The organism is Streptomyces sp. R11, assembly GCF_041051905.1.
GTDB lineage: Bacteria > Actinomycetota > Actinomycetes > Streptomycetales > Streptomycetaceae > Streptomyces.
Genome location: NZ_CP163432.1, coordinates 3453455 through 3478994 on the forward strand (window position 1 = coordinate 3453455; position 25540 = coordinate 3478994).

Below are 25540 nucleotides of genomic sequence, written 5' to 3' on the forward strand. Positions count from 1 at the left end.
TCACCAACCCAGTTCGTTCGCGGTCGTCTCGGCTATCGCGGGCGAGCAGGTCATCCCGCGCCCGCCGGGCCCGGTCACCAGCCACACCCCGTCGCGCACCTGCTGCCGGTGCACGACCCGGGAGGTGTCCGTGCACTGCGCGTACACCCCGGCCCAGCGGCGCCGGATCTTCGGCAGCGGGCGGCCCAGGAGGGACTCGACGACCTCGGTGAGGTGGTCGTAGGGGTCCTCCAGGGTGTCGAAGGCGAAGGGGTGCTCGTACTCGTGGGTGTCACCGATGGTCAGCCCGCCGTCGGCGCGCTGCACCATCAGCAGCTGCATCCGGTGGGCCGCGGCGGTCTCCGCCTGCGCCTGACCGGCGTTGAGGGCGTCGAGCGCTGCGGAGGCGTACGCCGGGTAGTAGCGGAAGCTGTCCGAGTCGGCGACCGAGGTGGTCAGCGGCTCGCCCAGCGGGTCGGTCTGCATCATCTGCAGGCGGACGCGGCGCACGGGCAGGTCGGGGCCGGCCAGCTCGCGGACCAGGCCGCCGAGCCAGGCACCCGTACACAGGACGACGACGTCGCCGCTGTGCACGTCCCCGTGGTCGTCGCGGACGGCACTGCCGCCGATGACCTCGCGGACCTCCCGGCCGGGCCTGAAGGTGTAGTTCGGGGACTTCAGCAGTTCCTCGCGCAGGGCGAGCTGTGCGGTGCGCGGCTCGACGGCGGCGTCCCGTTCGCAGTACAGGGCGGCGGTGAAGTCGCCGCGCAGGGCGGGGTTCACGGCGCGCGCCTCGTCGGGCGTCAGCAGCTTGTGTCCGCGGGCGGCGGCGTCCTCGCGCGCCACGGCGGCCTCGGCGACGGCGAGCTCCAGGTCGCCGCGGACGGGGGTCAGGGAGCCGTTCGGCCGGAAGCCGAGGCCCGGCACGCGGGCTCCGATCTCCTCCCACATCTCCCGGGCCCTGAGCGCGGTCCGCAGCTCCTCGCCGCCCGCGCGTCCGCTGACCCAGATCTGTCCGAAGTTGCGCAACGACGCGCCGCGAGCCTCCGCCTCGCGCTCGATCTGTACGACCTCGTGGCCGTGCTCCACTGCTTGCCAGGCGTGCATGGTGCCCACCACGCCGGCTCCGACGACTATCACTCTCACGACGGCCACGCTCCTCGGGATCGGGTAACCGGAAGGGTCCGGCTGACAACGAGAGCGTGAACTGGCCATCACGTTTGGGCTAGACCCGTTATCTCTTCGTGACACTCGACAGCATGGCGAACAGGTCGAATTCCGGACTCTTCAGCCGCGCAGATGAGTGGTGAACGAGAACCGGTCCCCCCGGAACAGCGTCCGCACCCGCTCCAGCGCCTCCCCGTCGGTGTCCCGTGAGACCCGGTGGATCAGCAGCATCGGGAGGGCGGGCGGCGTCCCGATGAGCAGGGCCTCGCGCGGGGTCGCCAGCACGGTCTCCAGGCGCTCGTCGGCGTCGCCGAAGACGATGCCCTGTCCGTGCAGGAAGGCGTAGAAGGAGGAGTCGGGGTCGAAGTCGGCGTCCAGCCGGGGCACCCGGGCGACGGCGACGTACGTGCTCTCCAGGCCGACCCGCTCGTCGTCGGCGAGCAGGACGCGCTCCATGTGCCAGACGGGCTCGCCGCGCACGAGGCCGGTCTCGGCGGCGAGGGCGGCGGGGCACGGGAAGCGGTCGAGGGTGACGAGGCTACGGCCGGGGGTGCGGCCCTGCCGCCGTACGCCCTCGGTGTAGCTGGCGAGGGAGAGGGGCTGTTCGAGCTTGGGCCCGGCGACGACCGTACCCCGCCCCCGCCGCCGCAGCTTGCCCTCCAGCACCAGTTCGCGGATCGCCTGCCGGACGGTCTCGCGGGCGACCTCGTACTCCTCGGAGAGGTCGCGCTCGGTGGGGAGGGGGTCGCCCTCGCCGAGTTCGCCGACGAGGAGGTCGAGCCGGGCCTTCACCGCGTAGTACTTCGGGATCCGGCCGTGCTCCGGGATGCCCTGGCGCACGGGGGCGCCGGGGGCCTGGTTGTTCGGGTAGTCCACGCAGGGATCGTCGCAGACGGGGCGGGCGTCCTCAGCGGCGCCTCCGCGCGACCAGCAGCGTGATCCCGGCCAGGACGAGGGCCGCGGTGGTGGCGAAGGTGGCGCCGGGGGGTGTGAGGCCGGTGCGGGCCAGTTCGTCGGCCAGGGTGAGATGGCTGCGGGGGTTGTCGGCGCCGGGGGTCGCCGAGGGGTTCGCGGCGGCGGAGGCGGCCGGGGAGGCCGAGGACTCGCGGTCGGCCGGGTCGCTGGGGGCGGCCGTGGCGGCCGGCTCGGCCTCACCGGTCCGGCGGGCCGGGTCGGCAGGGTCGGCAGGGTCGGCGTCGATGGTGAAGCGGTAGTCGTTGGACTGGCCGACCCAGTCGCCGTCGCCCTCGTGACGCTGGACGACGGCCGCGTTGGCCGTGACCTTGTTCGGTACGGCGTCCGAGGTGACGGCGAGCCGGACCTTCACGGTGACCGTCTTGCGGGGGCCGACGGTGAAGCCGGGGAAGTCGCCGGACCCGCCGAAGGCGCCGACGAGTTCGTCCTCGTCGGTGGTCTCGAAGCGGACGGGGTGGGGGCGGGCGCTGTCCGCGCCGCCGTCCGCCCCACCCTTCGGACTGCTGCTCGGACCGCTGTCCGGGCTGCCGCTCGGGCTCCCGTAGAACTCCAGGCGGGGCTGGGACGGCTTGAGGGCCCGCTCGGCGTCGATGAGGACGACGACGGGGTGGATGCCGGTGCAGGTCCGGCCGGTCTTGTTGGTGAGGTCCAGGTACCAGGTGCCGAATCCGCCGCCGGCCACGTAGGAGTCGGGGCCGCCGTGGAGGCGGGTCGTGAGGGGGAAGGCCCGGTCGTCGGTGGCGCAGCTGGGCAGCTCGGCCGAGGACTCCGCGCGCACCGGGGGCGCCACGGCGAGGAGGGCGGCTGCTGCGAGGCAGAGGGAGGCGGGTGAGTGCAGTCGCATGAACACATGACCATGCCGGGTGGGGGCGGGTTCCCGGCGCTGCCATTCCGTACGGCTTCGCAAATCCGCTCGATCAGCGGACGCCCGCCGTGGGGACCGAGGGCACGGCCACTCGCCTCAGCGCCGCCGCTTCACCCCTCGGCCCGCCCGAACAACGGCGCCAGCAGCAACTGGGCCGCCCCCTCGGCGACCCCGCGCTCCCCGCCGGCGGCGACCCGCACCGGCACGGCGTCCTCGCCCGCGCGCCGGGCACGCTCGTCGAGAACGGCGGCGACACCGCGCACGAAGGTCTCCGGCGCGGCGGCGACGGTACGGCCGCCCAGCAGCACGAGGTCGACGTCGAGCAGCGCGACCAGGTTGCCCGCGGCCGTGCCGAGCACCCGGGCCGCCTCCGCCAGGTCACCACGCGCCACGGCGGCCAGGCACAACGCCTCGACACAGCCACGGTTGCCGCACCCGCAGGGCGGACCGTCCAGCTGAACGACCTGATGCCCGAACTCCCCCGCTCCGGTACGGGTCCCGCGGTGCACCGCTCCCCCGATGACCAGCCCGCCGCCGAGTCCTGCGCCGAAGTGGAGATAGGCGAAGGAGGCGGCGGAGGGGGTGGGGGCGGGTGAGGTGGTGACGGGAGTGGCGCCGGGCGCGGCGGCCCTGGGCGCGCTCGTGCCGGAGGCGCTCATACCGGACCCGATCGTGCCTGCCCCGGCAATGACGGGCACGGCGCCGCCGGACCTCGCCGTCGCGGGCACGGCTGTGCCGGACCCCGCCCCACCCCCGACCGCACCCCCCACGGCAAGCCCGAGCGCCGCCGCGTTGGTGTCCTTGTCGACCACGACCGGCAGCGAGAGGCGCCGGGCGAGCACGTCGCGCAGCGGGAAGCCGTTCCACTCCGGGAACCCGGTGACCCGGTGCAGCACACCGCGCCGGTGGTCGAGCGGTCCGGGCAGCGCCACGCCGACGCCGAGCACGGCACCCGGTCGGCCGCCCCCGGCCACCAGCTCCCCCACCTCCCGCACAGCGCGCTCGACGACCGTCTCCGCACCGGCCCCCAGGTCCAGCGGGGTCCGGCGCCGGGCGATCACGGCACCGGTCAGGTCGCAGAGCACGGCCGTCAGCTCGTCCCGGTCCAGATGCACGCCGACCGCATGCCCGGCTTCCGGTACCAGCCGCAGCACCGTGCGCGGCTTGCCTCCCGTCGACGCCCGGCGCCCGGCCTCCGCCACGAGCCCGTCCTCCCGCAGCCGGGCGGTGATCTTGCTGACCGCCTGCGGGGTGAGGCCGGTGCGCTCGGCGAGCTCGAGCCGGCTGATGCCCTCGGGACCGGCCGTGCGCAGCAGGTCGAGCACGAGCGCGGTGTTGTGACTGCGCAGGGCGCCCAGATTCACGCCACCAACCACGCCACCGTTCAGGCCACTGTCCACACCATGCTTCACGCACCCCATTGTCCCCGGCGCTTGCACTTTGGCAACAGCGTTGCGAAAGTGGGATTCATGAGTGCTACTCCCCTCCGCGTCGGCCTGGTCGGCTACGGCCTCGCAGGCTCCGTCTTCCACGCCCCGCTGATCGCCACCACCGAGGGGCTCGCCCTGGACACGGTGGTCACGTCGAACCCCGAGCGGCAGAAGCAGGCCCGCACCGAGCACCCGGACGTACGCGTCGCCGCCACGCCCGACGAGTTGCTCGCCCGCGCCGACGACCTCGACCTGGTCGTCATCGCGTCCCCCAACAAGACGCACGTCCCGCTGGCGACCGCCGCCCTGAAGGCGGGCCTCCCCGTCGTCGTCGACAAGCCGATCGCCGGAACCGCGGCCGAGGCGCGCGAGCTGGCGGCACTGGCCGAGGAGCGCGGCCTGCTCCTGTCGGTCTTCCAGAACCGCCGCTGGGACAACGACTTCCTGACGCTGCGCCGGCTGCTGGCCGAGGGCGAACTGGGCGACGTATGGCGCTTCGAGTCCCGCTTCGAACGCTGGCGTCCGCAGCCCAAGGGCGGCTGGCGGGAGTCCGGCGACCCGGCAGAGATCGGAGGTCTGCTGTACGACCTCGGCAGCCATGTCGTCGACCAGGCCCTGGTGCTCTTCGGCCCGGTCACGCAGGTGTACGCCGAGGCGGTCGTCCGCCGCGCCGGCGCGGAGACGGACGACGACACGTTCATCGCGCTCACCCACGCGAACGGCGTCCGCTCCCACCTGTACGCCTCCGCGACGACAGCCCAACTGGGCCCGCGTTTCCGGGTGCTGGGCTCGAAGGCCGGCTACGTCAAGTACGGCTTGGACCCGCAGGAGGCGGCACTGCGCGAGGGGCAGCGCCCGGACACGACTTCCGGCTGGGGCACGGAACCCGAGTCGCTGTGGGGCCGGGTCGGCTCCGGCGAATCCCCCCTGACGGGCGGCGGCCGCGTCGAACCCACCCTCCCCGGCGACTACCCCGCCTACTATGCGGCCGTGGCAAAGGCCCTGCTGGACGGCGGCCCCAACCCGGTGACCGCCCTGGAGGCGGCATCCGCCCTCGACGTACTGGAAGCGGCACGCCGTTCGGCACGCGACGCAGTGGTGGTGAAGCTGTGATGACCAACAAGAAGCACAACCCGGAGATCACCCCGAAGTTCCACCCGGAGATCACCCCCTCCCTGGAGGAGCTGGAGACCCAGGAACGCGGCCTGGTCTTCCGACAGTTCACCTACGAGGACGCGTGGGCGCTCGGCTCCCTGCTGGTCGAGATGGCCCGCGAACGCCAGGCCCCGGTCGCCATCGACATCCACCGGGCCGGCCAGCAGCTCTTCCACGCGGCCCTGCCCGGCTCCACCCCCGACAACGACGCCTGGATCGCCCGCAAGCGCCGGGTGGTGGAGCGCTACGGCACGTCGTCCTACGTCGTAGGCGCCCGGTTCCGCGCCAAGGGCACGACCTTCGAGGACTCCTCCCGCCTGGACCCCGACACCTACGCGGCCCACGGCGGCTCCTTCCCCATCACCGTCGAGGGGGTCGGCGTGATCGGCTCGGTGACGGTGAGCGGGCTGCCCCAACTGGAGGACCACCGCTTCGTGACGGAGGCGCTGGCGCACTTCCTGGCGAAGCAGTAAGGGCAACGCCCTGCCTTCAGGGGCGCGGGGAACTGCGCGACCAGCCACGGACGGCCGGCAGCCGCCGTACCACGCGCAGTCCCCACCCCTCAGGCGTCTTTGAGTTCCTGCCGCTGCCGACCGAGCCCCTGGATCTCCAGCTCAACAACATCCCCGGCCCGCAGGAACGGCTTCGGCTCGGGCTGCCCCAGCGCAACCCCCGCCGGCGTACCCGTGTTGATGACGTCACCGGGATACAGCGTCATGAACTGGCTGACGTACCGCACGACTTCGGCGACCGGAAAGATCTGCTCGGCCGTGGTGCCGTCCTGCTTCAGCTCGCCGTTGACCCACAGCCTCAGCGCGAGGTTCTGCGGGTCCGGCACCTCGTCCGCCGTCACCAGCCAGGGCCCCAGCGGATTGAACGTCTCGCAGTTCTTGCCCTTGTCCCAGGTCCCGCCCCGCTCGATCTGGAACTCCCGCTCGGACACGTCGTGCGCCACCGCGTACCCGGCGACATGCGCGAGCGCCTCCTCGGCCGACTCCAGATACCGGGCCGTACGTCCGATGACGACCGCGAGCTCGACCTCCCAGTCGGTCTTCGTCGACCGGCGAGGTACCAGCACCGTGTCGTTCGGCCCGACGACCGTGTCCGCGGCCTTGAAGAAGATCACCGGCTCGGCGGGCGGCTCGGCGCCGGTCTCGCGGGCGTGGTCGTGATAGTTCAGCCCGATGCACACGACCTTGCCGATGCGCCCGAGGGGCGGTCCGACCCGCAGCCCGGTCGCGTCCAGCTCGGGCAGCTCACCGGCGTCCGCCGCGGCGCGGATCCGGCCGAGCGCGGCGTCGTCGGCGAGCAGCGGTCCGTCGATGTCCGGCACGACGCCCGAGAGGTCCCGCAGGGTCCCCTCGGCGTCGAGCAGCGCGGGTCGCTCCGCTCCTGCTGTACCGACTCGCAGCAGCTTCATGATCACAATCTCCCTCGATCGCGGGCGCCCGCCGACGGGTGCAGCCATCGGAGGACTGGTCGATCCTCCAAGGTCCACGGCCAGTCCGCAATACCCGGTTCACGTACTGGACCGTAGGCTCGGAGGACGGCGGGCCGCGAGACGCGAGGCACGAGGCGCCAGCCGCGACGGGGCCACGCGATCAGCGGTAGAGCGCGGCCCGCTCCACCGCGCTCCACGTCGTACTGGTCACGACGTACAGCGCGGCCGCCAGCGGCACCACCGCCACGGTGAAGAGCGTGAAGAAGGACATGAACGGCATGACCTTGCTCACGGCCCCCATCCCCGGCACCGGCTCCCCGTCGACCACCGGCACCGCCCGATTCGCGGCCATCATCCGCTTCGTACGGCCGTAGTTGAACGCGGCGACGCAGGCGACGACCACGAACAGCCCGACGTACACGAGCCCAGCGCCCCCGAATGCCCCACCGTCGCCGAGCGCGTCCGCCCACCGGTCCCCGAGGGGCGCCGCGAACAGCTGGTGCGACAGCAGTTCGTTCGCCTGCCCGCCGATCGTCGTGTTCGAGAACAGGTGGTAGAGGAGGAAGAAGGCGGGTAGCTGGAACAGGCTCGGCAGGCACCCGGACAGCGGCGACACCTTCTCCTTGGTGTGCAGCTCCATCACGGCCTGCTGGAGCCGCTCCGGGTTCTTTGCATGCTTCTTGCGCAGCTCGGCGATCTTCGGCTGGAGCTCGGCCCGCGCCTTCTGCCCGCGCGCGGAAGCCCGGGACAGCGGATGCACGAGCAGCCGTACGAACGCGGTGAACAGGACGATCGCGGCGGCGGCCGCGGAGGCGCCGAACAGCGGTTGGAGCAGGTCGGCGAGTTGCTGAACAAGGTCGGCGAAAACGGACATGGGTGAGCCCTCCGGGGGTCTCGTCGTGCCGGTGGAGTGAGAGAAATGCCGGAAATCGGCATGGCGGCATGACGACCCGCGCGGGGTCACACGTGGAGCTGTCTCGGGTGCGTGCCCTACGCGGCGGTCGCCGGGAGGGCGTGTCCGGGTGCCCTGGGCCGGGGCCGGCCCGAGGCGTCGGGGTCGCGTTGCGGCAGGAATGCCGTACGGCGGGCCCGGTCGCGGATGGCGGTGCGCACGCGCGTGGGCGCCACCGCGGGCGCGGCGCGCGAGGCGAGAAGCGAGCAGACGGCGAACGCGGAACCGGCGGCGGCGGTCGCGGCCAGCGCGACGGTCGCGGAGAGGCTGCCGGTGTCGAGCAGGGCGATCTCAAGGAAGAGCAGCACCAGCACGGCGGCGGGACGCAGACGCGTCCAGCTGCGGATCATCGACGGCCCTCCCCTCGCGAGCACTTGCCCTGACGAACGCGTCCTGTCGAACTTGTCGTGACGAACGCGTCCTGACGTTCGTTATACAGGATGCCCAGGATCCGTCACGCCGGCCGGTTCGGCCTCGATGGGCTGCAGCAGGCGCTTGGGCCCGAGCAGGGCCCGGCTGACCGGATCCGCCGGGTCCGGATCGAGTCCGGGGCCCGGCACCATCTCGACGTCCGGAACGGGTACGACGGTTCCACAGGCCGGGCATTCGCCGTACGGGCCGAGTTCCGTGCCGCAGTCGGCGTGCCGGAAGACGCGCAGCTTCTCCTCGCCGAAATGCTCGCGGCCCCACAGGCCGAGCGAGCGCAGGGTGGGCCACAGCGCGATGCCGCGGTCGGTGAGGACGTACTCGTCGCGCGGCGGCGACTGCTGGTACCGGCGCTTGTCGAGGATGCCCTCCGCGGTGAGCGCCTGGAGGCGGGCCGCCAGGACGGCACGCGGGATGCCGAGGTGGACGAGGAAGTCGTTGTAGCGACGGACGCCGTACAAGGCGTCGCGGACGACGAGCAGCGTCCAGCGTTCGCCGACGATCTCCAGTGCCCGGGCGATCGAGCACTCCTGCGTCGCGTAGTCCTTGCCCAGTGCCATGGCGCCCACTGTAACGCCTTTCCACCTTCTTGGTTCAATGAACGAACCTACGGTGTTACGGTGGGGGCCATGCCCCGGTTCAATGAACGAACTCTCACTGCGGCGGCCGCCGACACACAGGCCGCGCCCTCCCCCGCCCCCGCCGCGGAGCAGCCCGCGAACCCGCGCGCCACCCTCGCCCTCACCAGCGCCGCCACCGCCGTGGCCCTGATGACGTACACCGCGCCGATGGTCACGCTCCCCCAGACCGCCGCCGCCCTGCACACCCCGCTCTCCGCCCAGGCCTGGCTCCTGAACGGCACCCCGCTCGGTCTCGCCGCGCTCCTCCTGGTGGCCGGCAGCCTCGCCGACGACTACGGCCGCCGCCGGATCTTCGTCGCCGGCACCTTCGCCCTGGGCATCACCACGGCCCTGGGCGCCCTGACGACCACCACCTGGCTCTTCACGCTGGCCCGCGTCGCCCAGGGCGCGGCGAGCGCGGCCCTCCTCGCCAGCAGCCTCGGCCTGATCGTCCACGCCTTCCCGACCGCGCGCGGCCGCCTGCACGCGACCGGTGTCTGGGGCGCCTTCGTGAGCGGCGGCATCGCGCTGGGACCGGTCGTCGCCGGCGCGATGCCGAACTGGCGGATCGCGTACGGCGTCCTGGGCGCCGCCGCGCTGATCGTGGCGGCCCTGTCCGGGCGCACGCTGACCGAGTCCCGCGCCCCGCGCGGCGGCCGCCCCGACCTCGCGGGGGCCGTCACCTTCGGACTGGCCCTGGTCTCTCTGGTGGCGGCGCTGACCCTGGGCCGGGACGGCTGGCTGCGGGCACCCGTGGGCCTGCTGCTCCTGGCGAGCGTGGCCCTGCTGGGTCTCTTCGTCGCGGTGGAGCGCCGCACGGCGACCCCGATGATCGACCTGTCCCTGCTCCGCCGCCCCCGCTTCCTCGCGTCCTCCGCCGGCGGCCTGTTCACGGGGCTCGCGGTGATCGGCCTGTTCAGCTTCCTGCCGGCACTGCTCCAGCAGACGCTCGGCCTGTCCGCGATGGACACGGCGTGGCTGTTCCTTCTCTGGTCCGGCCTGTCCTTCGCGGTCGCCCTCCAGGCCCGCAGACTGTCCGGCCGGGTGTCACCGCGGTGGCAGCTGGCGATCGGTTTCGTCCTCCACGCGGGCGGCGCCCTGGCGATGCTGGGCGCGCTCGACGCGGGTTCCTGGCCCCGGCTGCTGCCCGGCCTGCTGCTGGCCGGCATCGGCAGCGGCCTGCTGAACGCCGCGCTGCCGCTGCTCGCGGTGGAGTCCGTACCGGCCCAGCGCGCCGCGATGGGCTCGGGCGCCCAGCAGACCTTCCGCTACATCGGCTCCTGCGCCGGAGTGGCCCTGACCATCGCCCTCGCCACGTCCGCCGGGGGCGGCCTGGCACGGGGCGCGGACATCGCGATGGTGGTGTCGGCGGGGCTGGCGCTGGTGGCGGCGGTGAGTGTGGGGGTGCTGCGGGAGCGGGCGGCGTGAGGCCCGCTCGGCGCGACCGCGTCGAGACGCGGCGGTGAGCGGCCGCCTAACGCGGCCGCATCGAGACGAGCTTGGCCCACACCACCAGCCGGTACCTCGACGTGTACTCCGGGGTACAGGTGGTGAGCGTGAGGTAGTAGCCGGGATCCTCATACCCGTAACCAGGCTTGACGCCGGAGCGCGGGATGGGCCGGATGACGCTGCCGTCATGGGCGGCGGTCCGCGGCAGGGTCTGGTCGACGGCGTACGTGTACGTCGCGCTCCGCGTCTCGACGCGCACGATGTCCTTGCGCGCGAGCCGGTTGATGTACCGGAAGGGCTCACCGTGGGTGTTGCGGTGCCCGGCGACGGCGAAGTTGCCGGCCTGGCCCGGCTGCCCGGTGCCGGGATAGTGGCCCACGTAGCCCTTGTTGAGCACACCCGTTTTGCTGACGCCCTCGGCGACGGGCACGCGGAGGCCGAGGCGCGGGACGCTGAGGATGGCGTAGGCCTGGGACCAGTCGGGGGCGGGCGGGGCCGCGGTACGGCGCGGGGTGTCGGCGGTGGGCTCGGACGCCCCGGTGCCCGCGGGGACGCCCGCGAGCGAGGGTTCGGCCGTGACCGACGGCGCCGATACGGCCGTACGGGAGTCGCCGCCCGCGCCGTCCCAGGCCCGCTCCAGGGCACGGACCTCACGCCCGGCGCCCTCCTTCGCCTCCCGGTTGGTCCACCACATCTGGTGAACGACCAGCAGCAGAAGCACCACCCCGACGGTGACGAGCACCTCCCCGCCACTCCACAGCACGCGGCGCCGAAGGGCCCGCCGCCGAAGCCCGCTGTGCTGCACGACGCGAACCCGCACCATCCGTGAGCCTCCTTCGCCGGGGCCGCCCGCACGATAAGGGGCGGGGCGCGAGGTCTCCAGAGCCGTACACACACCAGTCGCGGCGCCTGCCCGAAACGTTGGTCCCCGCGCCCGTCTCAACACCCGCCCGTGGCCGCGGCGTCCGACCCTCCGAACACTTTCCCCGCCCCTTCCTCCACAGGTTTGAGAAAGGGCTGTCGGAACCCTCGACAACCTCACACGCCACACCCGATGCTTCCTGACGGCATGAACGGGACAAGCCACTGAGCCGGTTCGACGACGACAGCGCCGACACCGGCCGTTGAGCGAAGCGGAGAAGTCATGATCCGACGTAGAACTCTGCTGGCGGCATCGGGCGGCGCCCTCCTCGGCAGCGCCCTGGCGACGGGCACCGCCCACGCGGACGCCACCATCGCCGTCAACCCCGGCACGTCGTACGGCACCTGGGAGGGCTGGGGCACGTCCCTGGCCTGGTGGGCGAACGTCTTCGGCAACCGGAACGACTTCGCCGACCTGTTCTTCACCACCAGCTCGGTGACGTACAACGGCACGACCCTCCCCGGCCTCGGCCTCAACATCGCCCGCTACAACCTCGGCGCATGCAGTTGGAACAGCGTGAACGGCGAGACGATGGTCGAGTCGCCGAACATCCCCGGCTTCAAGCAGATCGAGGGCTTCTGGCAGGACTGGAACAACGAGGACCCCGCCTCCTCGGCCTGGGACTGGAGCGCGGACGCCAACCAGCGCGCGATGCTGGTGAAGGCGACGGCTCGCGGCGCGACCACGGAACTCTTCGCCAACTCCCCCATGTGGTGGATGTGTTCCAACCACAACCCGTCCGGCGCGGCTGACGGCGGCAACAACCTCCAGACCTGGAACTACCGCCAGCACGCCTCCCACTTGGCGGCCACGGCCCTGTACGCGAGGAACAACTGGGGCGTGAACTTCGCCACGGTCGACCCCTTCAACGAGCCGGCGTCGAGCTGGTGGACGGCGACCGGCACCCAGGAGGGCTGCCACCTGGACCCGGCGGTCCAGGCGGCCGTACTCCCGTACATGCGAAGCGAGTTGGACAACCGGGGCCTTACGGGCATCCGCATCGCGGCCTCGGACGAGACGAACTACGACACGGCCCGCTCGACGTGGGCATCCTTCGGTACGTCGACGAAGGCCCTGGTGTCGCAGGTCAACGTGCACGGCTACCAGGGCTCGGGCGGCCGCAGGGACCTCCTCCACACGGACGTGGTGACGACGTCCGGCAAGAAACTCTGGAACTCGGAGACGGGCGACAGCGACGGCACCGGCCTCACCATGGCTTCCAACCTCTGCTACGACTTCCGCTGGCTGCACCCGACCGCCTGGTGCTACTGGCAGGTCATGGACCCCTCGACGGGCTGGGCGATGATCGCGTACGACGCGAACACCCTCCAACCCACCACAATCCAGACCAAGTACTACGTAATGGCCCAGTTCAGCCGCCACATCCGCCCCGGCATGCGGATCCTCGACACGGGCGTGAGCTACGCGGCGGCGGCCTACGACGCGTCGGCGCGCCGCTTGGTGATCGTGGCGGTGAACACGTCGACGTCGGCCCAGACGCTGACCTTCGACCTGTCCCGCTTCACGGCGGTGAGCGGCGGCTCGGGCGGCCTGGTCCCGCGCTGGAACACGGTGACGACGGGCGGGGACCAGTACCGGGCGTACTCGAACACGTACCTGAGCGGAAAGTCGGTGGCGGTGCCGTTCGCGGCGAAGGCGGTGCAGACGTTGCAGATCGACGGGGTGGTGATCTGACGCCGTGCGGCAACCGCGGGGGCATCCGGAACGTCGTGTGTCACGTGACGAAAGCAGCCACGCAAGCGAAGGATGACGAGCGCGGGCGCCGGTCCCGAGCCGACCGCCGTTTCGGCCTGTTGGCGCCCGCACTGGCGAACCTGGCCCTCGGCGTACCCGCGATCATCCCGCTCCACCTGACGTACTGGCTGCTGACCGACTACCTCCCCTCGGACTGCGACGCCTTCGCGACCGGTCCGGAGCTGAGGGAGATGTCGAACTGCGACTACCACACGCTCGATCACGCCCCCGTGGTGGTGTTCCTGCTGGTGGTGACCGGAACGATGCTGCTGATCGCGCTGCCGGCTGTGAACGTACGCGGCCCCCGGCGCCGCAAGGACACCCGCCCGGCCCACTGGCCGGCCATGGCGCCCTTGATCACGGTGCCCTTCCTCGTGCTCCTGTGCATGGCAAAGGCATAAGGCATGGCAAAGGCATGAGAGCCGAGGCCCCTCGACCAGGCAATATCTGTCCCCTCTTCCACCCTCTCCCCTCCGCTCCGTCATCCACGGGCAGTACGGTGTCCCCCATGCGCCCCGACACGCCTGCCGAAAACGTCGACCACACCGCCGAGGCGGCACGCCTGGAGCGAACCGCCGGCCTCTACCCCGAGGACGCCGAGGCCCTGCTCCTCCAGGCCGCGGCCCACCTGGAACTGTCCGGCGACCGCCCCGCCGCGACCGCGCTCTACGACCGTCTGCTGTCGTCGCCGACCACCCTGGACAACCCCCACCTGGTACGAGCCCTGAAGGCATCGAACCTGTGGGAGTACGGCCACGAGGCAGAGGCCCGCGCGATCATCGAGGGCGTGCGCTCGTCCTCCCCCCGGGACCCGGCAGCATGGGTGATCGTCGCCGAGGCCCTGGAGTCCCACGACGAGTTGGAACAGGCGCAGGAAACCTTCACGGAGGGAGCCCGCCTCCTCCTGACGGACGTCCCGGAGCCCCCGTACGCCACGCATCCGCTCCTGTTCGGCCGGCACCGGGTCCGGCGCATGCTGGGCGTGTCCCACGACGAGTGGGACACCCTGGCGGACACCCTCCACTCGATGCCGATCTCCCTCGACGAACTCCACGACCCGAAGCGCGTCTGGTCCCTCGGCTCGGACAACCCGGCGGAGCTGGAGGCGGAGATCTCGCGGCTGCGGGCGGAGCTGGGTGCGTACCGGGAGGCGTTGTCCCGCCCGTTCCCGGTGGCGGTGCTGCACTGGACGGCGGACGAGCTGACCGAGCTGCTCTCCGCGTATCCCTCACTCTCGGCCGAGTACCCCTCCCACGAGGAGCACCTGGCGACGATAGAGGGCTCCCTGAGGGAACTGTCGGCCTCCGGCACCCCGAACCTGGGCATCGTCACGGGCACGGTCCCGTCCTACGAAGCCTTCGCCGCCTCCGAGCTCTCGTCCCCGGAGGACACGACCCTGCTTCCGCAGTACGCGACGACGCTGGCGGCACGGGGGCGGGCGGTGGCTTGGCCGCCGCAGCGGGGGGCTGCGTGCTGGTGTGGGGCGGGGCGGGTTTATGGGGAGTGCCATGGCGCGGGGCTGCAGGCCTGAGGCCTCCACAACCCCACGGCCTTGGCCAACGCGCGTCTACGTCCACGTAGCCCTCAACAGCACGACGGAACCCCACTTGGCTACGGCGCCCTTGATCCGCGCGCCGTACCTGCCAGCGCCCTCAGGTCTCCCCCAGGCTCTAAAGGGTGTTGCACAAGGCCGTGATCAGGGCATCTCCGTTGTATGGCTGGGGTGTTGAGGGCTGAACGGGTGTGGGTGGAGACGTTCACGGGGCTGCGCTTGACGCAGTTTTCGCGGTTGCTCAAGGCAGTGCGGGAGCGCGGTGGCAACGGCACGATGCAGGGCCGGCCGTGGAGCCTGCCGCTGGCGGAGCGGGTGCTGCTGGTCGCGGTGTACTACCGGACGAACCTGACCATGCGGCAACTAGGACCGCTGTTCGGAGTGTCCTCGTCCACCGTGTGCCGGGTGATCCAACGTCTCGGTCCGCTGCTCGCACTGGAACCCGTCTCCCGCCCTGCCGACGCCGCGGACCGGTTGTGGATCGTGGACGGCACCCTGATCCCGGTCCGCGACCGCAAGGTCGGCGCGTCCAGCCGCAACTACCGCTTCTCCGCGAACGTGCAGGTCATCGTCGACGCCGACACCCGCCTCGTGATCGCAGCGGCCCGACCGGCACCGGGCACCACGGCAGACGCCCACGCCTGGCGCGCTTCCGGCCTGGCCCAGCACTGCCAGGGCGTGACCGTCCTGGGCGACGGCGCCTACCTCAACTGTGGGATGGTCGTGCCGCACCGCAAACGCCCGCGCCGGCCCCTGCTGGCAGGCGAGGAAGCGGACAACGCCGCCCACCGCAAGGTGCGTGCCCGGGTGGAGCATGTGATCGGACGCATGAAGAACCACAAGATCCTCCGCGACTGCCGACAGCACGGCGACGGCCTCCACCACGCCGTCCAAGCCGTCGCCCACATGCACAACCTCGCCCTCGCATCATGACCAGAAGACCGCAGTCACACGCCCTGACCTGCCCAAACACGGCCTTGTGCAACACCCTTTAGGGTCTGTTGCGAAAGTGCTGGTCACAGCCACTCGTTGAGGACTGCGATCAGCACGGTTGCTTCGTAGCGGACGGCGAGTTTGTCGTACCTCGTGGCTACAGCCCGGTGGCGCTTGAGGCGGTTGATCCCGCACTCGACCGCGTGCCGCTGCTTGTAGTCGTCCTTGTCGAACTTGGGCGGCCGTCCGCCTCGCGATCCGCGCTTGAGCCGGTTGCGGACGCGGTCCGTCGGGACCGGGATCGTGGCCTTGATCCCACGTCTGCGCAGGTAGGCGCGATTGCTGCGGGAGTCGTACGCCTTGTCGGCCCGGACCCGGTCCGGCCGTTTGCGCGGTCTGCCGAGTCCGGCTCAAACTGAGGCGAATCACCGCGCTGTCCGGCGGTGATCACCACCGACAACGGCTTCTGACCCTGCTCGACGGCGAGGTGGATCTTGCTGGTCAGGCCACCCCGGGAGCGTCCGAGCCCGTGGTCGGCCGGCTCGACGGTGATCCCGCCGGGCGGTTCCTTTTGGAGATCCCCTTTTTCGCCGCCCCGGCCGCGTGCTGGTGGGCCCGGCAGACGGTGGAGTCGACATTCACATCCCAGGCGATCAGGCCCTTGGCATCCGCCTCGGCCTGCAGCTGAGTGACGATCCGGGCCCAAGTGCCATCGCGCTGCCAGCGCCGGAACAGGTCATAGACCCGGTCCCACGGACCGTAGCGTTCCGGCACATCTCGCCAGGGAGCACCGGTCCGGGTCCGCCACCGTATGCCGTCTATCAGCTGCCGCCGCGTCCATACCGGCGGACGGCCCGACTTGGTGCCTTGAGGCAACAGCGGTTCAAGTCGGGCCCACTGGCCGTTCGTCAGATCCCCACGTCCCACAGGACATGATCATCAACGATTAAGATCAACTTTCACAACAGGCCCTAGAGCAGCAGACCGAGCTCCTCGTGCCCGATCCCCGGCGCACTGAGCGCGAGCCACCCATGCCCGCGCACACGGGTCCCGCCGCCGATCTCTGCGGGGTCGACGGAGAGCGCACCGCAAGCCTCCTCGGCTCCTGCGGTCCCCTCGACATTGGTCCCGTCCCCGTCGAAATCCTCCCCGTCGGTGCCTAGTTCCTCCCAGGGCAAGGGCGCGCCGATCCACTCCGGGTCGCTCTCGGTCGCATACCGCCGACGGATTTTTCCCTGCTCGGCTACCACCCAGACGTCCGACCCGCCAGCGCCGTCCACGAAGAACATCTGGGCCCGGCCGCAGCGTGCACTGAGGCGTTCCACGGTCCCCATCCAGTCGTCCCAGTCCACTCCCACGACGCTGTCGAGATTCCCGAACACGAGTCGCCACCCGTCCAGTTCGGGGGTGATGAACACGGGCATCGCGCCCCGCCGGTGCGGCATGTCCTCCACATCGGCGCCTTCTGCCAGGGTGCAGGGGAAGCGGTCATACAGCCCCAACACCTCGAAGACGCCCTCGTATGCGTCCGCGGGCACCGCGTACCACCAGCCGCGGGGATCTACCGGTGAGGCCTCCTCGTCCGCACCGGCGAGGTCAGCGCGCCGCTCAAGGACTCTCTTGTCGCGAGCGTCGAGCTGGTCCATGAGTCCGGTGGCGAGGAGGGCGCGAAGGCGGGTGCCGTGGATCATGGGGCAAGCCTAGGGCGTGCCGGGCGTCGCGCGGCAGGCGGGACTTTCGCAACACGCCCTAAAGGGTGTTGCACAAGGCCGTGTTTGGGCAGGTCAGGGCGTGTGACTGCGGTCTTCTGGTCATGATGCGAGGGCGAGGTTGTGCATGTGGGCGACGGCTTGGACGGCGTGGTGGAGGCCGTCGCCGTGCTGTCGGCAGTCGCGGAGGATCTTGTGGTTCTTCATGCGTCCGATCACATGCTCCACCCGGGCACGCACCTTGCGGTGGGCGGCGTTGTCCGCTTCCTCGCCTGCCAGCAGGGGCCGGCGCGGGCGTTTGCGGTGCGGCACGACCATCCCACAGTTGAGGTAGGCGCCGTCGCCCAGGACGGTCACGCCCTGGCAGTGCTGGGCCAGGCCGGAAGCGCGCCAGGCGTGGGCGTCTGCCGTGGTGCCCGGTGCCGGTCGGGCCGCTGCGATCACGAGGCGGGTGTCGGCGTCGACGATGACCTGCACGTTCGCGGAGAAGCGGTAGTTGCGGCTGGACGCGCCGACCTTGCGGTCGCGGACCGGGATCAGGGTGCCGTCCACGATCCACAACCGGTCCGCGGCGTCGGCAGGGCGGGAGACGGGTTCCAGTGCGAGCAGCGGACCGAGACGTTGGATCACCCGGCACACGGTGGACGAGGACACTCCGAACAGCGGTCCTAGTTGCCGCATGGTCAGGTTCGTCCGGTAGTACACCGCGACCAGCAGCACCCGCTCCGCCAGCGGCAGGCTCCACGGCCGGCCCTGCATCGTGCCGTTGCCACCGCGCTCCCGCACTGCCTTGAGCAACCGCGAAAACTGCGTCAAGCGCAGCCCCGTGAACGTCTCCACCCACACCCGTTCAGCCCTCAACACCCCAGCCATACAACGGAGATGCCCTGATCACGGCCTTGTGCAACACCCTTTAGGGCCATGCAGACCCGCACCTCACCCTCGCCCGCCCCCTCATAGGCTCGGTGCCGACTCCGAGCCACTATCAGCAAATCCTTCTGAAGGCCCTTTCGGTTCTGCCCCCGCGTCTTGAGTGCATGACAGTTGGGGCAGAGGGCGATCATGAATTCAGGCGTATCTTGCCCGGTGTGGGCCAGACCATTGACGTGGTCGACCTCGAGTATGGGCTGATTAGAATCGGTGCGCTCCAGCGGATGCCCCGTACACGAAGGGTTCTCACAGCGACCCTCGCTGCGGATTACCACGGCATCCCGAGCAGCGGCCGAGCGCAAGTACCGCTCGACCTTCGTCATGGAGGAGCGCCGAGTTCGACGGCTTGCCGTCCGACGGGCAGCCGCTGATAGCTTCCGGTACCTCTCCTTGGGAGTGAGAGGCTCGGAAAGTCCCGGCTCTGGCACAAGTTCCACATCTATAGGCACAACATCGATCGAGTCATCGTGGACTCGCCCGTCATCCTCTGCGAGAGCCTCAATCACCTCCGATGGCCACGTCTCCCGCAACGGCGACGGGACAGGTGCCAGCACCCAAACGTACTCTCGTCGCTGGTCACCGTCCTCCCCCTTCCCCCAACGTCGGCGGCACTGGACGATGACCGCCCAGGTCTCGAAGGTCCATTGCCCCTTGAACGGCTTATGCCAGTAGCGCAGGGCTTTTCGCTGCTCCTGATAGGCCTGCATGGAACGGTTGCCAGCAGTCAGCGTCTGGTCGCCGGATAGCCCATCACCTGTGTAAGCAATCCATCCCGTCTCCGGGATGTGATGATCGCCGTAGGGCCCCTTCTCATCGGAATAAACCGTGAGGATTCCATCCGCGAGCGGAGTGATCCCTAGAACACGGTTACCTCCGTAGACCTCGGCTATCACTGTGCGATTCGCACGAGGCTCGCCAACTAGAGGCAGCAAGTACGCATCTATTCGCCCCGGTACGTCGCCTCGTATACCTAGAGAGTCCAGCAAAGGCTCGTAGGTCGAGGCGAAGAAGCGCACTAGCAGAGTACTGACAGCGCGTATCGCCAACTCCCGGTCCTCGATGAGGAGGTCGTAATCTTTCTGCGGCAGCCCGGCAAGAGGGTTCGCCCCATCAAGAGCAGATAGCGTCGGTCGTCGTCCCTGGCTCGTCAGACTCAGGTCGGCGGCCCCCACCACTTCCCACAAGTTGTCGCTCTGAAGGTGCCAGAAGGGATAGAGCGCGCTCTGCTCACCCTGGGTTGGTCCGCAGAACTCGGCGATACGGGATCCAACCTCCTCCTTCACCACCGACCAGGACTGCTCCCGCGGGCGTCCCTGTATGGCCTGAGCGAGGGCCCACAGGAGCAACAGCGGACGGTGCAGATGCTGCCCCGTACTCCGCTGAGCAGGCCGCAGCTTCCCAATTCGCTCAAGCAAGTCCCGCCCGTCAGCCATACCTTCTCCACCCTCTAGCACCACCAGTAGGACTATCTGATCAGACGGCACTGACAGGGCGCCCCTGAAGCTCGTCCCGTGAAAGCCCCAGGTGCCTAGAGGCAGGGGCACGCAGGCCGAAGGGTCAGGCTCGTCGAGCTGCCACAGCGTCCGTGTAGGTCTCCCGAGTCAGATCCTCGAGGTCAACGCCGAGCTCAGAGATGACCGAGCCGATATCGCCCAACGCGGCGCTCAACTCGCTTTCTTCGACGAGCGTCTCGACCTCGAGGAACGTCCCGTCGAGCTCAGGTACCCGCACAAGAGTGGCGAGCATTCGCCGGCCGCGCGCCTCGAAGTCGTAGTTCCGACATTGCTTCTCGAAGGCGATGACTTCCACATGTCCAAGGCCGAGCAAGATGGCATGTGCCGCTTCCGCATCTGCGACTGCAGTCTCGTACTCAGGTTTTGAGCCGGAGTCCTCATCGACGGAGGCTTCCTTGAAGGTGAGCACTGTTCGTGCACTACTCGCACCGAGAACCGTCCGGACGCGCAACTCCTGATCCGCCTTCTCCAGCGAGCCGTCCGGCCGGTCATAGTACGTGTCCCGGTACACCTCAACACGAGCCTCAGCGCGCTGGTCAAGCAGCTGCTTGACAGCTTCGGGTGTGCGAACCCGAGCCTTCAGTTCTGCCTCGATCACGACTCGTTTCCCCCTCTTTGAATCAGACTGCGCGCTGCGCAGCGTCGATGATTGCCTCGAACATCCTCCGGAACCCTCGAAACAGAGGCCCATGCGGCGTCTCCACGACCTTGTACATCGCCGACTCGTGGCCTTCCCACCCTGCGTCGAAGGCGCCGACAAACAGGGTGGAGTCCGTACGCATGAGCCGCCAGGTGGGCAACATGCGGTAGCGCCATACGCCGATGTCACACGAGTCTGCTAGCTCCCGCAGCCTCGCCTCGGTCAAGCGCACACCGTCGGCTAGAGACGCTGCGGACTCTCCGATCTCGGCCGCGCGTTGGACCAGAGTCTCGCTGTTGGGATCGAGGAGCAACACCCGGACTCGCAGTCCCTTCCCGCTTTGCTCTCGAGGCAGAAAGGCTCGTAACAGACTGTCGTTCAGCCCGATCAGGCCAAGGCCACGTACGGCCAGGACATCCAACTCCGATGCTTCGCGTACCTGTTGTTGGATCTCCTCGGCCGCCGAGCTCTGGGTCGCGTAGACACGAACGACTTCTGGGAACGCAGCGAGATCGAAGGCAGCACCGCCCGAGCGTTTCTCCCTGCTGGCAGCGAGGCCGAGCAGATGACGCGCATCGTCGGGCATGCGAAAACCGTCCGCGATGCGTTCATACACGTCGAGTCGCGAGACCTCGCGACGCCCGTTGATGATCTCGTTGACGCGTGCCTGCGTCATTCCCACCGCTGCGGCGATACGTGACTGACTGGCACCCGCGTACTGCTGTGCGAGCCGGAATACGGCTCCCATGTCTCGTGTACGCAGGGCCCTCCTGACTTCGGCGCGCTCCCACGCCCAGCCCGGTAGTTCGATCGGCCCAAGCACCGCCGCCATGGCTCAACCTTCGGTATCCGCAGATGAGATGGAAATGCATCTCACGGTGAGATTACCGGTCGGGTATCGAATCAAGCCCTCCCGTCACCCGATGGTGTCTGCATGAACACTCTCTCTGGCGACTGGATGCCTTCCTGCCGCTCCGTATCGCTTCTGCCCGCAGGCAAGTGGTGGGACGCGGTCAAGGTCCCTCAAGCAATCGGCCTGGAGGCACTCGAGCAACTCCGCGACGAGACAGGGGCTGTCATCGAGGACCCCTGGTCCTGCACTTTCTACTGGCTGGTGCCTGCGGGGAGGGCGACCGCTTGGCAGTTGTTGGAGGCCGCGCAGATCAAGGTTCTCGGCGACACAGCCCACATCGCCGTGCCCGGGCCTGAGTGCACGGTTGGCCCTCAGTGGCGTGTCCCACCTACCGGGTCTAATGCCCTTACAGATTCCAAGAGGCTGCACGACGCACTGGCTCGCGCAGTCGCCGTCGTCAGTCGGCAATCGCCGGACACGGCGTACAGGTTGCTTCTTGCCCACTACGGCGCGTGCGCTGGCTGCGCCCACGACGGCAAACCGTGTGGCGCGGAGTGCACGCACGAGACGACACCGTGCGCACGCGGACGGCAACTGCGTCAGGCCGGGGTGGGTGTCCGATGGTCGTGAACGTCTGGTCCAAGGAGCCGGAAGGCCGCCGCGGGGTGGCAGTGCCTGAACGGGTGTCAGCCGCCAGGTGACCGCGCCCGGCTGATTGAGCCTCACCCCTGCGTGGCCCATATGGCAGCCCCAATGAGCGCCACGGCGCATATCGGATTAGCCTCCCAAATGAGCGCAATGTGGATCTTTAGGTGTGCGCTCTACTCGACCCAAGGAGGAGACATGCGCAAGCTTCAGAAGGCCGCTGTTGCGGCCGCGATGGTCGGGACCCTCAGCCTCATAGCCACCGGCACCGCCACCGCACTGCCCGCCGACGGCCATGGTCATGGGCATGGGCACTGCAAGTCCCACGACCTGAACGTCGACATTCTCGGTCAGGTCGGGGTGCTTCCCGGTTTGCTGGGCAATGCGGTCAACGGTGAGGGCAACCCGGGCGCGATGTACAACGACGTCGGCTCCGATTGCCACCACTGAGCGACGGCTTTCCGTCGCGCAGATATGCGAAAAAGGGCCACGGTGCCCGGGCCGCAAGCCCGGGCGCCGGGCCCTACGTCTTGTTATCACCGGGCGACCCTCTCCGGACAGACGGACCAACGGCCAACGGGCCAACGGGCTATCGCAGGCAACCAAAGTCGCAGCGCCGTAGACCATCGGACGATGACAGGACATACGGGCTGTCATCAGACTCGCCGCTACGCCGTGCCGGTTATCGGATCGGACGCGGGAGATCAGTGGCAGCAGCGGATACACGGACGGACGGGGGACATGGAGGTTACGGGGGATGCGGGGCACGCGGGGATGGGGCGGCCTGCCGTCGGCAAGGGCACTGTGCTCGCCGAGTCGGCCTGGCTTCTGACGCTTTTCTGTGTCGCGTGCGGGGCCGGTGTCGGATGGCTGGTCACTCTTCTGGCGAAGTGGCTTGTGACGTTGGCCTGGGCGCCGTTGCAGGGGCCGGCCAAGCTCGTGACCTCCGTTCCGGAGCCGTGGCTCAGCGTCGGGGGCGTTGGGGTGGGGGCGCTGGTGGGGCTGGTGGTGGGGTTCATCGCCGTGCATGAGTCGTTGGCGGTGAGGGTCTCCGCCGGTCATGTCGTCCTCAGTGTCAGGGACTCTTCGCAGGAGTTCGGGCGGGATGAGATCGCCCTGGTGGTGCGGGACGGTAAGCAGCTCGTGCTGCTGGGGGCGGACGGCATGGAGATCGCTCGGGAGGAGTGCGGGCTGTCCTGGCAGCGGGTCGCCGATGCCTTCGCCGAGCACGGTTACCGGTGGGCCGATGAGGATCCGCACCGGGAGGAGTTCCGGCGATGGGTTCCAGGGATGCCCGGGCTGCCCGAGGGGGCGGACGCGCTGCTCAGGGCTCGTGCGGCTGCGCGGGAGAAGGACGAGGACGCCGACGACGCCCGGGAGCTGCGTGGCGAGCTGCTGCGGCTCGGCGTGGTCGTACGGGACGAGAAGCGGCGGCAGTACTGGCGTATGCCCCCTACGCCCCAGACGCCTCAGACTCCTCAACAGTCCTGAAGCGTCGGCGCATCTGGGCCGCCCTGCAGGTGCTGAGCGTCGGCTGGGAGTATTGCGCGGACCACAGAGGAAGAAGGGGGATGAGCATGATCGTGCTCGTCTTGGTCGGCGTTCTGCTGCTCGCCGTCGCGGGGTGCGTGTGTGTCGTGTGGGCGTCTCGGGGCGGACCACGCTGGGTGCGTGGGGTGGCCGCCGTGACCCTGGGACTGGGCGAGGTGGTGCGGGTGTTGGGGCGTTCCGGAAGTGGGTCGAGGTCCGGCTCGAACTCCGGCTCGGACGACTGAGGCCGTACGGCCGCGAGGCGAGCGCGGGCCGCGCCGACGTGGGTGACGGTCGGCGCGGCCCGCGCGACGTCAGCCGGTCGCCCTTGTCGACGGCGGGCCGGTCGTCGCCTCGCCCTTGCCCTCCGTCAGGAGCCACTCACGGTTCAGGGCCCCCAGCGGGATCTTCTTCTGGAAGATGGGCGTGCCGAAAATAGTCAGTTGCAGCTGGAGGGAGCCGGTGAGGTCCACGCCGCCGTAGAGGGCGTAGGAGCCGGCTGCCGAACCCGTGCCGTCGGAGGAGCCCTCCGCCGATGCCTCGGCGTGGGCGCGGACGTACGGGGCCACGTCGGCGGTAACGCCTACGGTGCCGTAGAGACCCACGGTGGCCTCGGCGCCGAGCGCGGCCTTGACGTCGCCGGCCGCGGTGACCGTGGCCTTGAGGGGCTTGCCCGTCATCTCGGACTCGCTGACCGGTGTCCAGCCCTCGGCCCAGGAGAAGGTGCCGCCGACGCGGAAGTCGCCCTTGATGTCCTGTTCGACGTCGACCGTGACGCGGCCGTCCGCGTTCACCTGGATGTAGCAGGTGAGGTCCAGGTTGACGACCACGGGGATCGGGCCGACCTGGATCACCGGGTCGGAGTGGAGCTCGGCGAAGGGGATACGGATCGGCTGCCCGTTGGTCGAGCCGGCCGCGCGGCCCTTCAGGGACCACTTCGAGGCCCAGTCACCGGACAGGCCCAGGAAGGCACCGCCGGGCGAGGCACCCGTGCCGTCGCCGGAACCGTCGTACGAGAACGCGACCTCGGGCGCGAGCTGGACGAAGCCCTCCACGGACGCCGCCGCCGACGCCGGGGCGCCCTCGGCCGTGGCGACCGCCGCACCCACGTCGATACGGAGGCTGCCCAGCGGGAGTTTCGCGCCCTCGGGGCCGAAGTGGAGGTCGCCGGTCTTCGCCCAGGAGACCTTCACGCCCTTCAGGAGGGGCTCGACCTCCATGGCCGACGGGTCCACCGGGACCGTGCCCTTGGCCTTGCTCTCGCCGAGCACGGAGTTGAGCTTCGCCGGTTCCGTGTCGACCGTCGTGTCGCCGTCCTCCGTGGCGCCCACGACCTGCGTGACCTCGGCCAGCACACCGTCCGGCGCGCCGGGGGCGGGGGCGCTGGCGATGAAGTCGCCGACGGATACCGCGGGTTGACCGGAGGCGGACGGGCTGGTCGAGGGCTTCGCGGGCGCGGTGGACGCGGTCGGCGAAGGGCTGGTGCTGGTCGACGGGTCTGCCGTCGGGTCGGTCGACGCGTCGGCGGGCGGCTTCGTGACGGACGGCGACGAGATGACGGCCCGTCCCGACTTCCTGTCGTACGAGGCGACCTTGAGGGACGACTTCTTCGCCGTGCCTGCTTCACCTCCGTCGGCGACGGCGGTGGGAGTGGCCGTACCGGACGGGGCCGACACAACGGCGAGTTGTTCCTGGACCGCGGCGGGGTCGGGGGTCTCGGCCGCCGACCTGGGCGCCGGGTCGGCAGTGGTCGGGGAGCTGGACGAGCAGCCCGTGATGAGCACGGCCGCGATGGTGGCAGCCGTCAGTAAGGCATGGCTCTTGAGCTTGGGTCTGTGCACGCGTGTTCCTCGGGAGCGGAGTATGGGGGTGCGCTTCAGGAGGTGACACATGGGGAGCGGGCACTCCGGTCATCCAGGCGTGCCCGTACGGCCGTTGCTGCGCTGTGCGCAGACGGTGGTTACCCCCCAGTAGTCACGCATGAGCATGCCAGCACCGCGGGGGCAGCACCCGCTTTCTTTTCCGGGGGTGGCGGTGACGTGAGTCACAGCCGATTGCTGATCGGCTCCTGTAGTCGTTGCCGAGGTTCTGGGTGCGA

Annotated in this window: 25 protein-coding genes and 1 pseudogene; 10 read left to right on the forward strand and 16 right to left on the reverse strand. The window is 69.9% G+C overall.

Translation table 11 applies throughout. From position 1 onward, the window contains the following. From AB5J55_RS15705 to AB5J55_RS15720, 4 genes are all read right to left on the reverse strand, one after another. Entirely contained in the window at window positions 1-1125 is a 1125-nt protein-coding gene (locus AB5J55_RS15705) for a TIGR03364 family FAD-dependent oxidoreductase (RefSeq protein WP_369271284.1), read from the reverse strand. A gap of 141 nt (window positions 1126-1266) precedes the next feature. Continuing rightward, a complete protein-coding gene (locus AB5J55_RS15710; protein WP_369271285.1) occupies window positions 1267-2022 on the reverse strand; it encodes a GntR family transcriptional regulator in 756 nt (251 codons plus the stop codon). A gap of 31 nt (window positions 2023-2053) precedes the next feature. Beyond that, window positions 2054-2965 (reverse strand): hypothetical protein, encoded by a 912-nt coding sequence (locus tag AB5J55_RS15715; protein WP_369271286.1) that lies wholly within the window; start codon window positions 2963-2965, stop codon window positions 2054-2056. A 131-nt stretch (window positions 2966-3096) separates the two neighbouring features. After that, complete coding sequence (locus AB5J55_RS15720; RefSeq protein ID WP_369271287.1) at window positions 3097-4398, reverse strand: ROK family protein; 1302 nt, start codon at window positions 4396-4398, stop codon at window positions 3097-3099. A 57-nt stretch (window positions 4399-4455) separates the two neighbouring features. Here AB5J55_RS15720 and AB5J55_RS15725 point away from each other — a divergent pair, with 57 nt between their 5' ends. Further along, entirely contained in the window at window positions 4456-5529 is a 1074-nt protein-coding gene (locus tag AB5J55_RS15725) for a Gfo/Idh/MocA family oxidoreductase (protein ID WP_369271288.1), read from the forward strand. Next, window positions 5529-6044: a heme-degrading domain-containing protein gene (locus AB5J55_RS15730; protein ID WP_369271289.1), complete on the forward strand. Its 516-nt coding sequence runs from the start codon at window positions 5529-5531 to the stop codon at window positions 6042-6044. Before AB5J55_RS15725 ends, AB5J55_RS15730 begins: the two co-directional genes overlap by 1 nt. Before the next feature lie 89 nt (window positions 6045-6133). Here the strand turns inward: AB5J55_RS15730 and AB5J55_RS15735 are convergent, their stop codons facing one another. The 4 genes from AB5J55_RS15735 to AB5J55_RS15750 form a co-directional block, all read right to left on the reverse strand. After that, a complete protein-coding gene (locus AB5J55_RS15735; RefSeq protein WP_369271290.1) occupies window positions 6134-6991 on the reverse strand; it encodes a fumarylacetoacetate hydrolase family protein in 858 nt (285 codons plus the stop codon). 181 nt (window positions 6992-7172) lie between these two features. Continuing rightward, window positions 7173-7886 carry a YidC/Oxa1 family membrane protein insertase gene (locus tag AB5J55_RS15740; protein WP_369271291.1) on the reverse strand — a complete coding sequence of 238 codons (714 nt, stop codon included), beginning with the start codon at window positions 7884-7886 and terminating at the stop codon, window positions 7173-7175. A gap of 116 nt (window positions 7887-8002) precedes the next feature. Continuing rightward, window positions 8003-8314 carry a DUF6412 domain-containing protein gene (locus AB5J55_RS15745; protein ID WP_369271292.1) on the reverse strand — a complete coding sequence of 104 codons (312 nt, stop codon included), beginning with the start codon at window positions 8312-8314 and terminating at the stop codon, window positions 8003-8005. A gap of 81 nt (window positions 8315-8395) precedes the next feature. After that, a complete protein-coding gene (locus AB5J55_RS15750) occupies window positions 8396-8950 on the reverse strand; it encodes a winged helix-turn-helix transcriptional regulator (RefSeq protein WP_369271293.1) in 555 nt (184 codons plus the stop codon). A gap of 69 nt (window positions 8951-9019) precedes the next feature. Here AB5J55_RS15750 and AB5J55_RS15755 point away from each other — a divergent pair, with 69 nt between their 5' ends. After that, the gene (locus AB5J55_RS15755; RefSeq protein WP_369271294.1) at window positions 9020-10438 is read left to right on the forward strand and encodes an MFS transporter; all 1419 of its coding nucleotides are present in this window, start codon (window positions 9020-9022) and stop codon (window positions 10436-10438) included. Between the two features lie 46 nt (window positions 10439-10484). Here AB5J55_RS15755 and AB5J55_RS15760 read toward each other — a convergent pair whose 3' ends face one another. After that, window positions 10485-11282 carry a class E sortase gene (locus AB5J55_RS15760; protein ID WP_369271295.1) on the reverse strand — a complete coding sequence of 266 codons (798 nt, stop codon included), beginning with the start codon at window positions 11280-11282 and terminating at the stop codon, window positions 10485-10487. A gap of 321 nt (window positions 11283-11603) precedes the next feature. Between AB5J55_RS15760 and AB5J55_RS15765 the strand changes: the two genes are divergently transcribed. The 4 genes from AB5J55_RS15765 (at window position 11604) to AB5J55_RS15780 (ending at window position 15621) form a co-directional block, all read left to right on the forward strand. Continuing rightward, window positions 11604-13076 carry a beta-1,6-galactanase gene (locus AB5J55_RS15765; protein ID WP_369271296.1) on the forward strand — a complete coding sequence of 491 codons (1473 nt, stop codon included), beginning with the start codon at window positions 11604-11606 and terminating at the stop codon, window positions 13074-13076. 44 nt (window positions 13077-13120) lie between these two features. Continuing rightward, window positions 13121-13537, forward strand: coding sequence for a hypothetical protein (locus tag AB5J55_RS15770; RefSeq protein ID WP_369271297.1), 417 nt, complete (start codon window positions 13121-13123; stop codon window positions 13535-13537). Between the two features lie 107 nt (window positions 13538-13644). Next, complete coding sequence (locus AB5J55_RS15775; protein WP_369271298.1) at window positions 13645-14667, forward strand: SEC-C metal-binding domain-containing protein; 1023 nt, start codon at window positions 13645-13647, stop codon at window positions 14665-14667. A gap of 183 nt (window positions 14668-14850) precedes the next feature. Next, complete coding sequence (locus AB5J55_RS15780; RefSeq protein ID WP_369268656.1) at window positions 14851-15621, forward strand: transposase family protein; 771 nt, start codon at window positions 14851-14853, stop codon at window positions 15619-15621. A gap of 83 nt (window positions 15622-15704) precedes the next feature. Here the strand turns inward: AB5J55_RS15780 and AB5J55_RS15785 are convergent. From AB5J55_RS15785 to AB5J55_RS15810, 6 genes and pseudogenes are all read right to left on the reverse strand, one after another. Then, window positions 15705-16548, reverse strand: a pseudogene (locus tag AB5J55_RS15785) (IS5 family transposase). Window positions 16549-16592: 44 nt separating this feature from the next. Next, window positions 16593-17312, reverse strand: coding sequence for a hypothetical protein (locus AB5J55_RS15790; protein ID WP_369268657.1), 720 nt, complete (start codon window positions 17310-17312; stop codon window positions 16593-16595). 120 nt (window positions 17313-17432) lie between these two features. Next, window positions 17433-18203: a transposase family protein gene (locus AB5J55_RS15795; protein WP_369268656.1), complete on the reverse strand. Its 771-nt coding sequence runs from the start codon at window positions 18201-18203 to the stop codon at window positions 17433-17435. Beyond that, on the reverse strand, window positions 18188-19546 hold the full coding sequence (locus AB5J55_RS15800) for an HNH endonuclease (protein WP_369271299.1): 1359 nt from the start codon (window positions 19544-19546) through the stop codon (window positions 18188-18190). Before AB5J55_RS15800 ends, AB5J55_RS15795 begins: the two co-directional genes overlap by 16 nt. A gap of 271 nt (window positions 19547-19817) precedes the next feature. Continuing rightward, a complete protein-coding gene (gene cyaB, locus AB5J55_RS15805) occupies window positions 19818-20372 on the reverse strand; it encodes a class IV adenylate cyclase (protein WP_369271300.1) in 555 nt (184 codons plus the stop codon). 22 nt (window positions 20373-20394) lie between these two features. Then, window positions 20395-21246 carry a helix-turn-helix domain-containing protein gene (locus AB5J55_RS15810; RefSeq protein WP_369271301.1) on the reverse strand — a complete coding sequence of 284 codons (852 nt, stop codon included), beginning with the start codon at window positions 21244-21246 and terminating at the stop codon, window positions 20395-20397. An 864-nt stretch (window positions 21247-22110) separates the two neighbouring features. Here AB5J55_RS15810 and AB5J55_RS15815 point away from each other — a divergent pair. From AB5J55_RS15815 to AB5J55_RS15825, 3 genes are all read left to right on the forward strand, one after another. Further along, complete coding sequence (locus tag AB5J55_RS15815; RefSeq protein ID WP_369271302.1) at window positions 22111-22362, forward strand: hypothetical protein; 252 nt, start codon at window positions 22111-22113, stop codon at window positions 22360-22362. Between the two features lie 291 nt (window positions 22363-22653). Beyond that, complete coding sequence (locus AB5J55_RS15820; RefSeq protein ID WP_369271303.1) at window positions 22654-23403, forward strand: hypothetical protein; 750 nt, start codon at window positions 22654-22656, stop codon at window positions 23401-23403. Between the two features lie 86 nt (window positions 23404-23489). Continuing rightward, entirely contained in the window at window positions 23490-23687 is a 198-nt protein-coding gene (locus tag AB5J55_RS15825; RefSeq protein ID WP_365059341.1) for a hypothetical protein, read from the forward strand. Between the two features lie 69 nt (window positions 23688-23756). Here the strand turns inward: AB5J55_RS15825 and AB5J55_RS15830 are convergent, their stop codons facing one another. Next, complete coding sequence (locus tag AB5J55_RS15830; protein ID WP_369271304.1) at window positions 23757-25283, reverse strand: hypothetical protein; 1527 nt, start codon at window positions 25281-25283, stop codon at window positions 23757-23759. Window positions 25284-25540: the final 257 nt, after the last annotated feature.

Coding starts and splice junctions, on each gene's coding strand:
- AB5J55_RS15715 (WP_369271286.1), bottom strand. CDS start 2,965: ATGCGACTGCACTCACCCGCCTCCCTCTGCCTCGCAGCAGCCGCCCTC.
- AB5J55_RS15725 (WP_369271288.1), top strand. CDS start 4,456: ATGAGTGCTACTCCCCTCCGCGTCGGCCTGGTCGGCTACGGCCTCGCA.
- AB5J55_RS15730 (WP_369271289.1), top strand. CDS start 5,529: ATGACCAACAAGAAGCACAACCCGGAGATCACCCCGAAGTTCCACCCG.
- AB5J55_RS15735 (WP_369271290.1), bottom strand. CDS start 6,991: ATGAAGCTGCTGCGAGTCGGTACAGCAGGAGCGGAGCGACCCGCGCTG.
- AB5J55_RS15740 (WP_369271291.1), bottom strand. CDS start 7,886: ATGTCCGTTTTCGCCGACCTTGTTCAGCAACTCGCCGACCTGCTCCAA.
- AB5J55_RS15745 (WP_369271292.1), bottom strand. CDS start 8,314: ATGATCCGCAGCTGGACGCGTCTGCGTCCCGCCGCCGTGCTGGTGCTG.
- AB5J55_RS15750 (WP_369271293.1), bottom strand. CDS start 8,950: ATGGCACTGGGCAAGGACTACGCGACGCAGGAGTGCTCGATCGCCCGG.
- AB5J55_RS15755 (WP_369271294.1), top strand. CDS start 9,020: ATGCCCCGGTTCAATGAACGAACTCTCACTGCGGCGGCCGCCGACACA.
- AB5J55_RS15760 (WP_369271295.1), bottom strand. CDS start 11,282: ATGGTGCGGGTTCGCGTCGTGCAGCACAGCGGGCTTCGGCGGCGGGCC.
- AB5J55_RS15765 (WP_369271296.1), top strand. CDS start 11,604: ATGATCCGACGTAGAACTCTGCTGGCGGCATCGGGCGGCGCCCTCCTC.
- AB5J55_RS15775 (WP_369271298.1), top strand. CDS start 13,645: ATGCGCCCCGACACGCCTGCCGAAAACGTCGACCACACCGCCGAGGCG.
- AB5J55_RS15780 (WP_369268656.1), top strand. CDS start 14,851: ATGGCTGGGGTGTTGAGGGCTGAACGGGTGTGGGTGGAGACGTTCACG.
- AB5J55_RS15790 (WP_369268657.1), bottom strand. CDS start 17,312: ATGATCCACGGCACCCGCCTTCGCGCCCTCCTCGCCACCGGACTCATG.
- AB5J55_RS15795 (WP_369268656.1), bottom strand. CDS start 18,203: ATGGCTGGGGTGTTGAGGGCTGAACGGGTGTGGGTGGAGACGTTCACG.
- AB5J55_RS15810 (WP_369271301.1), bottom strand. CDS start 21,246: ATGGCGGCGGTGCTTGGGCCGATCGAACTACCGGGCTGGGCGTGGGAG.
- AB5J55_RS15815 (WP_369271302.1), top strand. CDS start 22,111: ATGCGCAAGCTTCAGAAGGCCGCTGTTGCGGCCGCGATGGTCGGGACC.
- AB5J55_RS15820 (WP_369271303.1), top strand. CDS start 22,654: ATGGAGGTTACGGGGGATGCGGGGCACGCGGGGATGGGGCGGCCTGCC.
- AB5J55_RS15825 (WP_365059341.1), top strand. CDS start 23,490: ATGATCGTGCTCGTCTTGGTCGGCGTTCTGCTGCTCGCCGTCGCGGGG.